The following is a 12,253-nucleotide window of genomic DNA, read 5'->3' as shown; positions in this document are numbered from 1 at the left end:
TATCAACATCAAATTGCATTCTCAGTTGCATTGTGCTGATATTTTTATTAAAATTAACATGAGTTAGGTTATTCTTCATAAATTAATTATAACTCACCTGAACTGGCTCTGCGAGCCAGTTCTAAGCTTTTAAACAACAAAAAATGGGCTACTGCAAATCATTCACGATTCGCAATAGCCCATTTTTTTACTTGGTGCTATTTTGCAACAGCACCTTTATCTATCTGAGTATCCTCCTGTCACCTGACCTCCTTGTCACTCCAAGGTCATCAAGATGCTCAAGTATCGGAACCGCATATTTCCTTGAAGTCTGAAGGAGCTCCCTTACCTCTGCTATGCTGACCGGACCTTTGGAGGAGAGTATCCCTGTTATCTTCCTTTGTGCCGATTCCATCGCAGCTGAGGTAAAGTAGATTCCGTCCAGGATAAGTATATCTCCTGTTTCAACGAGGTAAGAAGCGACTGATTCAAATATCCGCTTTTCCTTCTGTGACAGAGTGATGGACTTAAGGTCCGGAGGTGAAAATGGTGTTTCACCTAGATACGACAGCATACGATGAGCCAATGCGGATTCAGGATCATCCAGGACTATTGTCCTGCCTCTGAGTGAAAGTGAATCACCACTATCAATGATGTTATCTGACAGCTTCAGTATAGCCTGGAACACCTTCCTGTCAGGAGGGACACTGAGTCTAAGCCTGATCTCCTCTTTACCGGCACGGATTCCAAGATGGCTCCTTGAAAAGTATTCTTCCATACGGGCTCTGGTTTCTTCAAGTGTCCGACTGATGAATGAAGAAGTTACAACCTTACCTTCGATTTCAGCAAGGTCCCCGTTTGCCTTTCCTTTCTCGACCAGGTGCTCTCCTCCCAGCCTTATGGCGTCGCTCATGTCAGCCATACCTGCATGGCTTGCTTCAAGGGTTGAAAGGAAAGCCCCATAGCTGTCTCCTGAGGTCACTTTAAAAAGGTGGTCCATATGCTCCATTGATTTTGAGGCCTTATATTTTCTGGCAGAAGGATCAATGATTTCACCACCTCCCAACAGATGCATCGGGGAGTAGGATCGTGCGACATACCGGTCACCCCTGAGTACGTATGCTGGTTCCTCAAGCCTGAACTGGACCATCCCGGGATGTATATCATCAGGGAGGAAATGAATCCTGCCGAGTATCTCCCTTGTCCCAAGATATAACCTCACCCGGTCCCTGTCCTTAGGTCTGGCATCAGCATCTGCCATAATGAAGGTGCAGTCAATTATGCTTGACCCGCTGACCAGTCCCTGCATTGCAAGGGTGTCACCTCTCCTTATACGGCTTGCATCTGTCCTGGCAAGGTTTATGGCGCAGCGCTGACCTTTCGCGGCAGCGGTACTTTCAGCGCCATGGACCTGAATTCCTCTGACCTTAACAGAAAGGACCTCTGAGGGGGTAAGAAGATCTAAAGTATCACCCTGATTCACAGTTCCTTCCATGACAGTACCTGTGACGACAGTACCGAAGCCCTTGCTGTTGAAGACCCTGTCAATGTTAAGCCTGAAAGGCTCTTCCGGATTGTCCCCTTTCTCAAGTGAATCATATGAGTCGTTTATCCATTTTTTCAGCTGTCCTATCCCCTGACCCGATATGCTTGAGACAGCAAATATCTCGCTGTCTCCATAACCATTGCTGGATAAGAAATCTCTTACCTCTGACCGTCTTGCGGACAGGATGTCATCATCGACCTTGTCCGACTTTGTGAGCACTGCTGCCACACGTTTCATCCCCAGGAACCTAAGTATTGAAAAATGCTCTGATGTCTGGGGCATAATGCCTTCATCTGCAGCGATCACCAGAAGCACTATGGAAATGGATGTAGCTCCGGAGAGCATGTTCTTAAGGAACCTTTCATGACCGGGGACGTCAATTATCCCGGCCAATTCACCATTGTCAAGGACCATATGTGTGAAGCCAAGGTCTATGGTTATGCCCCTCTCCTTCTCCTCCCTGAGCCTGTCGCCCTGGTTCCCTGTAAGTGCACGGATCAGGGTTGTCTTGCCGTGGTCTATGTGGCCTGCAGTACCTATTATGAAGCTCTCACGCATCTTACCACCAGCCTTTTGCTATGAGTGAGAATTTGGATTCAATGATATTTTGCTCCCATTCCCTAACCGTCCTCAGGTCAAGTACTACCTCATCCTTTGTCACTCTGGCGATGACGGGGTCTTCACCAAGCCTTAGCAGTGTCCTGAGGTCTTCAGCTGATAATAGGCTGTTTGCCTTAGCCTTGACATGGACACCATATGATGGGATATCGGAAGCCGGCAGGGTACCTCCGCCGGATGCAGAGCTGACTTCCCTGACAGAAGCCTCGAATCCCATTTGCTGCAGCCTGGAACACATCCTGTCGCACTCTACCCTGATCAGGGCCTTATCCCTGGTAAGGATATGCTTTACAGGTATGCCTTCTCCGTCCTCAAGGAGCCATGACTTCAGCGTGGCTTCAAGGGCGGCAAGGGTCATCTTGTCAGGCCTCAGAGCCCTCATCAGGGGGTGATTCCTCACCTTTTCCACAAGGTCCCTCCTGCCGGCTATTATGCCCGCCTGAGGGCCTCCAAGCAGCTTGTCGCCGCTGAAGGATATGATATCCGCACCAGAGCGCAGGACCTCCTGGACAGTATCCTCATGCTCAGAAGTAAATTCCCTTGTTTCCATCAGTGACCCGCTTCCAAGGTCCACATAAAGGGGTATGCCCGTCTTTTTTGAAAGGTTTGAAAGGTCGCTTACCGAAGTCTCCGAATGGAAGCCGACTATCCTGTAGTTTGATGTATGGACCTTAAGCAGAAGTCCGGTATTTTCTGAAATTGATTTCTCATAGTCTGACAGCCTGGTCATGTTGGTGGTACCCACCTCTTTTAGCCTTCCACCACTGAGTTCCATGACATCAGGTATCCTGAAGCTTCCGCCAATCTCGACAAGCTCACCTCGTGACACCAATACCTCACTGTCCTTTGAAATTGCGGCAAGCACAATAAGTACCGCAGCTGCATTGTTGTTGACGACAGCTGCGTCCTCAGCGCCTGTAAGCTCCCTTATGACAGCTGCGGCGGCCTCATCCCTGTGACCGCGGTTTCCCGACTCCATGTCGAACTCCAGCGAGACATAGTTTCTTGCAACCCTTGCTGCAGCCTCAGCAGCCTTCTCAGAAAGCAGGCTCCTGCCAAGGTTGGTATGGAGGACCACTCCGGTGGCGTTTATGACATTCACAAGGCTGCTCCTTGATCTCTCCTCTATGCACCTTTCAGTGAAGAAGCATATGGTGTCCAGGTCAATGCTGATATGTTCCCCGTCTCCTCCGGCAAGTATTGCCGACCGCATGGATTCGAGGCCTTCTTTTGTACAAAGCTTGACAAGCTTTTCCCCGTATTTCCGGTTAAGGTTAAGGAATCTTTCATCCTTCAATATAAGGTCAAGCTTTGGTATGTTTCTAAGTCTGTCCATTGAATGCTCCTTGTTCTTCCCCCGGGACAGGTGGATTGCTGCCATGAATTTTGGCACGGTCCTCCCAGGGCCTTATCCATTTATTATATATCACATTTCTGATTTTCTCATCCTACTTCGAGATACTCCTTCAGTTTCTCCAGGGTCTTGTCCCCTATCCTGTCAACATCAAGCAGGCCCTCTATCGTCTTGAATCCACCGAGTTCATCCCTTTTCCTGAGGATGTTGTCAGCAGTGGCAGGGCCTATCCCGGGGACCTCCATGAGCTGCTCCCTTGTCGCTGTGTTGACATCTAGCTTCCCTTCTTCGTCGGACGGCATTGATGATGGCAATGGGTCCTCTCCGACTGCAGGGATGACATATGATTCACCATCCCTGAGCTTTTTCGCAAGGTTCACTGACCTCATGTCAGAAAGGTCTGTCTTTCCGCCTGCAAGCTCAAGCAGGTCATTCAGCCTTTTGTCCTTTGGGATCGAGTATACTCCAGGTCGTGCAACAGCCCCCTTTATCTCAACGATTATCTCTTCATAAGTTTCACTTACCTCGTTTCCGTCAGTCACTACCACCTCCACCGGATCATCCTCGTATACCTCGGCAGAGCATGCTGCGGCAACGAGCAGAAAGAACGCTGCCATGGCAAGGGCTTTTGTGGCCCTGTAAAATTTTGCCGGGAATGCCATATTATCACCTCAGATATATTATGCATACTTCAGGGCATTTTTTATGGCTGAGTATTGCATATTTTGCTATAATTATTTTCATGGGGTGATTTTTTTGAAATTCAAATGGGTAAGCAAAGGCTTGGCAGCCGTTTTATTGGGTATGGTCATATTTTCAGGGAGCACTGAGGTAAAGGCCACACCAGTCATTACAGGGACGGCACCTCCTGAGATCCTTTCAGAGGCTGTTGTGCTGATGGACGCTGAATCCGGGCAGGTGATCTTCGGGAAGAATGCGGATATGCAGCTCATGCCTGCATCTACTACAAAGATGATGACAGCGCTTCTTGTAATGGAGCATGCTAAGCTTGAGGATACTGTCACTGTAGGAAAGAATCCGCCGTATGCTGAGGGAGCCTCTATGGGATTCAAGGAGGGTGAACAGGTATCCGTCAAGGACCTGCTTTATTCGCTTGTTCTTCATTCGGCCAATGATTCAGCCGAAATACTCGCAGAGCACATTTCAGGGTCTGTTGAGGAATTTGCGCTTCTTATGAACGAGAAGGCTAAGGAGCTTGGGGCGAAGAACACGCATTTTGTAAATCCTCACGGTCTTACGGAAGAGGGACACCTGACGACAGCCTATGATTTGGCGCTGATTTCCAGGGAAGTTGCAAGGGTCCCTTATCTCGTGGATATCTTCCATACATCCATATACAAGCTGGGACCGACCAACCTGACTCCGGAAAGATGGGCTTCGAACAAGAACGCACTTCTCAAGAAGAGCGATAAACTATACTATGAACCTACTGTCGTAGCAAAGACAGGATATACTCCGGACGCTAGATATGCTTATACGGCTGTCGCAAGCAGTGATGGAAAGACCTATATCGTCTCCATCCTCAAGTCGACCAGTCAGGCCCAATACTACAAGGAGACCATAGAGCTTTTCAACTGGGCATTTGAGAAATGCAGCGTAGTAAAGCTCTATTCCAAAGGACAGACACTCAGGACAGTTATCCTGAAAAATGGTGACCAGCTCCAGCTGGAGGCGGAATGTGATTTCTATGTGATCAGTACGGATGGAGACTTTGATGCCAGCCCCATGCTGGTATACGATGAAACGTCAGTATTTGACGGAGATTATGTCAAGGGTCAGGTGGTATCCGAAGCCTCTGTCAGGGTGAACGGCAGCGAAGCTGGAACTCTGAAGCTGGTAGCGGCAAGCGATGCGGCCGCAAGGACGCCCCTTGCTCCGGAAGCAGGATTCACCATCCCAAAGGTCCTTGTCATAGCCCTGATGGTGCTGGTGATCCTGATTGCGGTACTTTTTACGATCAGGTCGATAAACCTTCGGAAGAGAAGAAGGAGAAGGAGCAGGCGCACATCCCAGAAGCTCAGGGAGTACAAGGAAAGGCAAAGCATGGCTGCAGGTCAGGGAAGAGACGGGATCTACTGAAGTCAGAAATAAGACCGCCAGTTAAGGGGAAAACCCTGAACTGGCGGTCTTTAGACATCTTTCAATCAGTTGTTTACTTTTCTGATTATAGCGGATTTCTTCGCAAGATGGAACTCACCCTGCAGGATATGGTTAAGGTTTTGTGGAATATCATTTAATCCTGCCGCATCCTCGAGTATCATCATCCTGTCCGTTTCATCCCTGTTGATGATTACTATGTAGGATTCCTTACGTCCGATCCTAAGGTAGCCGTACAGGTTTCCCTGGTAGAACGGAATATAGTCACCTGAGGTGAACGCATCGCTTGAATGCCTCAAAGCGATCAGGTCCTTGTAGTGCTGCTGGAGTTCAAGGTCTTCCCTGCCCCATGGATATGGGCCTCTGTTATAAGGATCTCTCTCCCCTGTCATTCCGGCTTCATCGCCATAATAAACGCAGGGTACTCCAGGCATCGTCATGAGTATCGTCACAGCAGCCCTTAGCCTGTCCATGTCTGGAATCTCAGTCCGGATCCGCCTTGTATCATGGGTACCCATGCTGTTGAATGCGCTGTAGAAGGCCTCCTTAGGGTAATTTTCCTTTAGGGACATCATCCTCATGTAGAGGTCCCTGGCGCTTAAGCTGCCGTTCAGGTATGCTATCATATTGTCCTTAAGGGGATAGTTCATGGTTCCATGAAGCTCATCTCCAAGAAGGTACCTTCTCCTCTGGCCGTAGGCGATCTTGTTGGAGGCATCCTCCCAGACCTCGCCTATGAGGACAGTGTCGCTGTCAGCCTCTGACATGGACATCCTTATGTCCCTGATGAATCCGTCAGATATCTCATCCGCGACATCGAGTCTCCAGCCTCCGATACCTGTCTTCGTCCACTTGTCTATGACTCCGCCCTTTCCGCATATGAAGCTTCGGTATTCGGAGTTATTCTCATTGAGGTTAGGAAGGTCCTTCACACCCCACCAGCATTCGTAGTCCTCGGGGTAGTTGTTGAACATGAACCAGTCAGTATACTTTGAATCCCTGTCCTGGTACGCTCCCTTTTCCGGGTAGGTTCCAAGCTTGTTGAAGTATAAGGAATCAGCTCCGGCATGGTTGAATACACCATCGAGCACGATCCTCATGCCTCTCTTCCCTGCTTCTTCGATGAGCTGCCTGAATATGGGCTCATCCCCGAACATAGGGTCTATCTTCATGTAGTCTCCGGTGTCATACTTGTGGTTGCTTCTTGCCTCAAAGACAGGATTCAGGTAAATGCCTGTGATTCCAAGCTCCTTGAGGTAGTCAAGCTTTGCAATGACACCCTTCAGGTTACCACCGAAGAAGTCCCATCTCACGATGTTTCCCTGGGGGTCCTTTATGTAGATCGGCGAATCCTCCCAGGTTGCATAGATAAATGAGTTTTTCTTAGGGGAAAGTATCGCACCATGTTCGTTGCCATTGTAAAACCTGTCAACGAATATCTGGTAGAATACCGCTTCCCTGTACCATTCCGGTGAAGGCTTGACATAATTGTGCATGGTCATCTGATAGGACTTCACATATGTGAAGTCCTCATATACCTGACATTCCCCACCAAGGCCGGTTTCGTTGTTCCCTACGAAAACGTACCTGTCGAGGTTGTCCTCCTTTATGTGGATCCTGAAATAATAAAAATACAGACCCGCATCTCCGGAGGTTATGATTGTAGTGTAATACCCTTGCCCTTCTGACGACATCTCCCTGTAGGTCTCCCTCTGGCCTTCCTTGGTAAGTACAAGCACGACAGTCAGCTTGCCCACTCCCTCTATCCTTATCCTGAAGTGGACGTCACGTCCTGGCGTTACCGCACCGAAGGGCTTCTTGAACTCAGAAAGGTGGGAGTTGTAGGAGATCGTCATGTTCCCATATCTCATAATTATCTCTCAATCATCCTCGTATCCCATATACCGGCAGCATACTGCTTGACTGTGACATCAGCAGAGAATACTCCGGACGAGGAAATGTTTTCTATTGCCATCTTGTTCCAGGTGAACCTGTCCTTGTAGAGGTCCTCGAGCCTCTTCTGGGCTGCAAGGTACGAATCGAAGTCCTTGAGCACGAAGAACTCGTCATTGTAGTCTATGAGGCTCATGAATATGTCCCTGCCTTCAGTAGCTATGTCCTTGATGAAGCCATTGACCAGACTGTCAAGGACAGCCTTGATCCTGGGGTCGGAATTGTACAGCTCCCTTGAGTTGTAGCCTCCGTTCCTGTAGTAGTTCAGTACCTCCTGTTCGGACATTCCGAATATCACTATGTTCGGTGCTCCAACCTCCTCAAGGATCTCAACATTGGCACCATCGAGCGTTGCCAGTGTTATGGCCCCATTCATCATGAATTTCATGTTGCTGGTTCCAGAAGCTTCTTTGGTGGTCGTGCTTATCTGTTCTGATACCTCGGCAGCCGGGATGATCATCTCTGCAAGCGTAACACCATAGTTCTCGAGGAATACTACCTTTATCTTGTCCTTGACCCTTGGGTCATTATTGACCTGTTCACCAAGTGCATTGATGAACTTTATGATCTCCTTGGCATAATAATAGCCTGGAGCCGCTTTTGCACCGAATATATAGGTCCTTGGCAGCATGTCGAATTCTGGGTTTGTCACTAGCTCAATATACTGGTAAAGGATATGAAGCGCATTGAGCAGCTGCCTCTTGTAGGCATGAAGCCTCTTAACCTGTATGTCGAATATTGAGTTGGGGTCTACTGTAATTCCATTCTTGGCCTTTATGTATTCCGCCAGCCTTGTCTTGTTGGCAAGCTTGATCCTCTGGATCTCTGACTGAACATTGTCATCCCTCTTGTAGCGTTTTAGGAGTTTCAGGTCCTGAGGATTCCTTCTCCATGAGTCGCCGATAGTCTTGTCAAGGAGAGCTGCAAGCTCAGGGTTTGCAAGCATGAGCCACCTTCTGTGGGTGATTCCGTTTGTCTTGTTGTTGAACTTGTATGGATACAGCTGATAGAACTCCTTCAGCTCCTGCTTCTTGAGAAGCTCGGTATGGAGCTTTGCAACGCCATTGATGCTGTGGCTTCCGATTATGCAAAGGTGTGCCATCTTGACATAGCCATCTGAAATTATCGCAGTCCTCTCAATGACAGAAGGATTGATATCAGTGCTGAGTACGAAGGATTCCCTGTATCTTCTGTCTATCTCCTGAATGATAAGGAGTATCCTCGGAAGCAGCTGCTTCATCATGTCGATCGGCCACTTCTCCAGAGCCTCTGACATTATTGTGTGGTTGGTGTAGCTCATGGTTGCCTGGGTTATCCTCCAGGCTTCCTCCCATTCAAGTCCTTCTTCATCCATGAGGAGCCTCATGAGTTCTGGGATAGCCACCGCGGGATGCGTATCGTTGATATGTATGGCCACCTTCTCACCGAATTCGGAAAGCGGCAGTCCAAGCTCCTTGAACTGTTTGAGGATAGTCTGGACGCCGGCTGATACGAAGAAATACTCCTGCTTGAGCCTTAAAAGCCTTCCCTCGTAATTTGAGTCATCTGGGTATAGGACCTCCGAAATGCTTTCGATCTCCCTCTTATATGAAAGAACGTTCCTGAAGGAACTTCCTCCTGCAGGGATCCCCGAATCTACGGAGTCTATTTCTGCGCTCCAGAGCCTCAGTGTGTTTATGGTCTTGTTTTCGTAACCTACCAGAGGGGTATCATATGGAACTGCAAGGACCTCCTGATAACCCGTATGGATTGGTGTAAGCTCACCATCCTCCTCAGGTTTCATCCAGGCATCTCCGTAGAAACGTACCTTGACTGCGTGGTCAGGCTTCCTTACTTCCCATACATTGGCGTCCCTCAGCCAGTTTTCAGGGAGTTCAATCTGGTATCCTCCTACTATCTTCTGCTGGAACAGGCCATATTTGTACCTTATTCCGTTTCCATGCCCCGGTATTCCGTTTGATGCCATGGAATCCATGAAGCATGCCGCAAGCCTTCCCAGGCCTCCGTTTCCAAGTCCGGGGTCTACCTCTATTTTCTCTATGTCATTGAGGTCGATCCCCATCTCGGTAAGTGCATCATTTACTGTGTTCCTTATCCCGAGGTTCAGGAGGTTGCTCCCGAGAAGTCTTCCCAGAAGGAACTCTATGGAAAAGTAGTATACCTGCTTTTCCCCGTATTTCTCGTATTTTCTGGCTGTTTTTGCCCAGTTTTCAGATATGTAGTCCTTGACCAGGTATCCAAGGGCAAAGTATTTCTCCGAATTTGAAGAATCCTCTACCTCCTGTGAATACAGGCTGAGCATCTTTTTCTGAAAATCCTTCTTGAATTGCGCTTTGCTGATTATCATCTGATATCTCCTTATGTGGACAATCTTTTGTACAGGTCCAGGTACTCTCTTGCTGAACTCTTCCAGCTGTAATCCGTCCTCATGCCGGCTAGTACTATGCCTCTCCAGGCTTCCTTGTCCTTGTATAGTTCAAGAGCCCTGTGCACCGCCTGCATCATGTCATAGCTGTCGTAGTTAGTGAAGGTGAACCCTATTCCTTCTCCGGTATATTTGTTGTATGGTGCGACTGTATCCTTGAGTCCACCGGTCTCCCTGACAATGGGTACAGACCCGTATCTCAAAGCCATCATCTGTGACAGGCCGCAAGGCTCGAATAGCGAAGGCATCAGGAACATGTCGGTACCGGCATAGATCCTCTGTGCCAGAGGCCCGTTGAAGGTTATGTTGGAAGAAACCTTCTGCGGGTACTTGAAACTGAAATACCTGAACATGTCTTCGTATCTTCGCTCACCAGTGCCAAGCACGACCAGCTGAATGTCATTCTTCAGCAGCTCCTCCATGGCATGTGCAATCAGGTCAAATCCCTTCTGGTCTGTCAATCTAGATATTATACCAATTAATGGTACATCTTGTCTAATTTCAAGTCCAAGTTCCTCCTGGAGAGCTTTCTTGACCTCATATTTCTTCTCGACATTCTTCAGTCCGTAGTTTACAGGTATGTCCTTGTCCTTGCGCGGATCGTTTATGGAGTAGTCTATTCCGTTTATTATCCCGACAAGCTTATAGGAGACCTTCTGCATCAGGCCATGAAGCCCTTCACCGAAGAATTCGGTCTTGATCTCCTCCGCATAGGTAGGGCTTACCGTAGTTACCATATCAGCAAAGTTCACTCCGCCCTTCATGTAGTTGACGTTCCCGAAGTATTCGAAGCCGAAATCCTGAAGGAGCTCAGTTCCCAAGCCAAGGAGGTCGCTTAGCACAGATGGCGGATATACACCCTGGAACCTCAGGTTGTGTATGGTAAGTATGGTCTTAACATTCGCAAACTGCTTCTCCCACTTGTACTTAGTCCTTATGAGCACAGGAACAACGGCAGTATGCCAGTCGTTGCAATGTATGATCTCAGGTACGAAGTCTATCCTTGTCAGGATCTCAAGTATCGCAGAAGAGAAGAATGAGAATCTCTCACCGTCGTCAAAGTATCCGTATGGCGCTTCCCTGTCAAAATAGTACATGTTGTCTATGAAGTAGTACTCTATGCCATCCTTCTTCAGGTACTCTACCCCGAGGAATTGCTCTCTCCAGCCAACCTTCAATGTTGTCGAGAACAGGTGTGTCATCTTGTCCTTGTACTCCTTCTTGATCGTGCCGTAGTTGGGCATTATGACCCTGCAGTCCTCCCCCATTGCGCTGAGTGCCTTGGGAAGCGCATAAGCCACATCACCAAGACCACCGGTCTTGAGGAATGGATAGCATTCTGATGTCGCGAACAATATCTTCATAAAAATTGCCTCCATATCATCAGCGGCCCGGTGTAGCCGGACCGCATCGAATTTATTCAAACAGCTATAGTATGGTTCCCTTGTCAACAACCACAGGATTCTTAGGGTCTCCCTTGAGCTCGGTACCTTCAGTAATGATGACCTGCTTGTCGGTTATGACGCAGTTGAGGCTGCAATTCTCCCTGATGTCGCCGTTCTGCATGATTATGGAATTCTCAACAACTGCACCCTTGGCGACATTCACTCTCCTGAACAGCACTGAGTTCCGAACAGTTCCCTCAATCTTGCATCCGTTTGCTATCAGTGAATTTTCAACCACTGAGTCCGGATGGTAGTAGGATGGTACTTCATCCTTGACCTTGGTAAGTATGACCCTGTCCTGGAAGAACAGGTCCACGATGTTGTTCTCATCGAGCATGTCCATGCTTGCCCTGTAGTAGTTTTCAGTGGAATTTATGCACCTTACGAGCCCCTTGAACTTGTAGCCCTTGACCTTGTACTTTGCCGAGGCGTAGTGAAGCACATCAGTAAGATACACATTCTCGCCTGTTGCAACCGCATCGGTGATCATGTCCACGAGAAGCTCCTTTTTCACGACATACATCTCCATGGAGATGTTCTTTCTCCCCTTGTCCCCGACATCCTTTCTTCTTATGTTCTTGCCTACAGCCACAACATTCTCGTATTCATTGAGAGTCATTGTCGAGCACCTGTCGAAGTGCACGTCGCCCTGCCTTACCTCCCTGTATACCATTGTCACATCAGCCTTGGTCTCCAGATGCTGCTTAAGCACATCCTGGTAGTCGATGTTGCAGACCATGCTGCTTCCTGTTATGATGACATACTCTCCATGGGCTTCAGTGAGGAAGTCAAGGTTTGAGAAGTAGTTGTGTATA

At 48.4% G+C, this 12,253-nt stretch carries 8 protein-coding genes; 1 reads left to right on the top strand and 7 read right to left on the bottom strand.

Features of this window, described 5'->3' with window-relative positions:
* Positions 1 to 220: 220 nt before the first annotated feature.
* The 3 genes from selB to T472_RS08730 all read right to left on the bottom strand — a co-directional run bounded on the left by selB (position 221) and on the right by T472_RS08730 (position 4,159).
* Entirely contained in the window at positions 221 to 2,083 is a 1,863-nt protein-coding gene (gene selB / locus T472_RS08740; protein WP_023387123.1) for a selenocysteine-specific translation elongation factor, read from the bottom strand.
* Position 2,084: 1 nt separating this feature from the next.
* Positions 2,085 to 3,479 carry an L-seryl-tRNA(Sec) selenium transferase gene (gene selA, locus T472_RS08735; RefSeq protein ID WP_040907191.1) on the bottom strand — a complete coding sequence of 465 codons (1,395 nt, stop codon included), beginning with the start codon at positions 3,477 to 3,479 and terminating at the stop codon, positions 2,085 to 2,087.
* Between the two features lie 107 nt (positions 3,480 to 3,586).
* Positions 3,587 to 4,159 carry a ComEA family DNA-binding protein gene (locus T472_RS08730; protein WP_023387121.1) on the bottom strand — a complete coding sequence of 191 codons (573 nt, stop codon included), beginning with the start codon at positions 4,157 to 4,159 and terminating at the stop codon, positions 3,587 to 3,589.
* Positions 4,160 to 4,301: 142 nt separating this feature from the next.
* Between T472_RS08730 and T472_RS08725 the strand changes: the two genes are divergently transcribed.
* Complete coding sequence (locus tag T472_RS08725) at positions 4,302 to 5,597, top strand: D-alanyl-D-alanine carboxypeptidase family protein (RefSeq protein ID WP_207643963.1); 1,296 nt, start codon at positions 4,302 to 4,304, stop codon at positions 5,595 to 5,597.
* Positions 5,598 to 5,662: 65 nt separating this feature from the next.
* Here T472_RS08725 and T472_RS08720 read toward each other — a convergent pair whose 3' ends face one another.
* The 4 genes from T472_RS08720 to glgD form a co-directional block, all read right to left on the bottom strand.
* Positions 5,663 to 7,486: a glycoside hydrolase family 13 protein gene (locus T472_RS08720; protein ID WP_023863537.1), complete on the bottom strand. Its 1,824-nt coding sequence runs from the start codon at positions 7,484 to 7,486 to the stop codon at positions 5,663 to 5,665.
* A gap of 2 nt (positions 7,487 to 7,488) precedes the next feature.
* Positions 7,489 to 9,915, bottom strand: coding sequence for a glycogen/starch/alpha-glucan phosphorylase (locus T472_RS08715; RefSeq protein ID WP_023385533.1), 2,427 nt, complete (start codon positions 9,913 to 9,915; stop codon positions 7,489 to 7,491).
* Positions 9,916 to 9,926: 11 nt separating this feature from the next.
* Positions 9,927 to 11,357 (bottom strand): glycogen synthase GlgA, encoded by a 1,431-nt coding sequence (gene glgA, locus T472_RS08710; RefSeq protein WP_023385536.1) that lies wholly within the window; start codon positions 11,355 to 11,357, stop codon positions 9,927 to 9,929.
* Between the two features lie 64 nt (positions 11,358 to 11,421).
* Entirely contained in the window at positions 11,422 to 12,252 is an 831-nt protein-coding gene (gene glgD / locus T472_RS08705; RefSeq protein ID WP_082447626.1) for a glucose-1-phosphate adenylyltransferase subunit GlgD, read from the bottom strand.
* Position 12,253: the final 1 nt, after the last annotated feature.

It is taken from the genome of Youngiibacter fragilis 232.1 (assembly GCF_000495435.3).
Classification (GTDB): Bacteria; Bacillota; Clostridia; order Clostridiales; family Clostridiaceae; genus Youngiibacter; species Youngiibacter fragilis.
The sequence above is the reverse complement of the archived record's forward strand: the minus strand, read 5'-3'. Positions and strand labels throughout refer to the sequence as shown.

Coding starts and splice junctions, on each gene's coding strand:
- T472_RS08720 (WP_023863537.1), bottom strand. CDS start 7,486: ATGAGATATGGGAACATGACGATCTCCTACAACTCCCACCTTTCTGAG.
- selA (WP_040907191.1), bottom strand. CDS start 3,479: ATGGACAGACTTAGAAACATACCAAAGCTTGACCTTATATTGAAGGAT.
- T472_RS08730 (WP_023387121.1), bottom strand. CDS start 4,159: ATGGCATTCCCGGCAAAATTTTACAGGGCCACAAAAGCCCTTGCCATG.
- glgA (WP_023385536.1), bottom strand. CDS start 11,357: ATGAAGATATTGTTCGCGACATCAGAATGCTATCCATTCCTCAAGACC.
- selB (WP_023387123.1), bottom strand. CDS start 2,083: ATGCGTGAGAGCTTCATAATAGGTACTGCAGGCCACATAGACCACGGC.
- T472_RS08725 (WP_207643963.1), top strand. CDS start 4,302: ATGGTCATATTTTCAGGGAGCACTGAGGTAAAGGCCACACCAGTCATT.
- T472_RS08715 (WP_023385533.1), bottom strand. CDS start 9,915: ATGATAATCAGCAAAGCGCAATTCAAGAAGGATTTTCAGAAAAAGATG.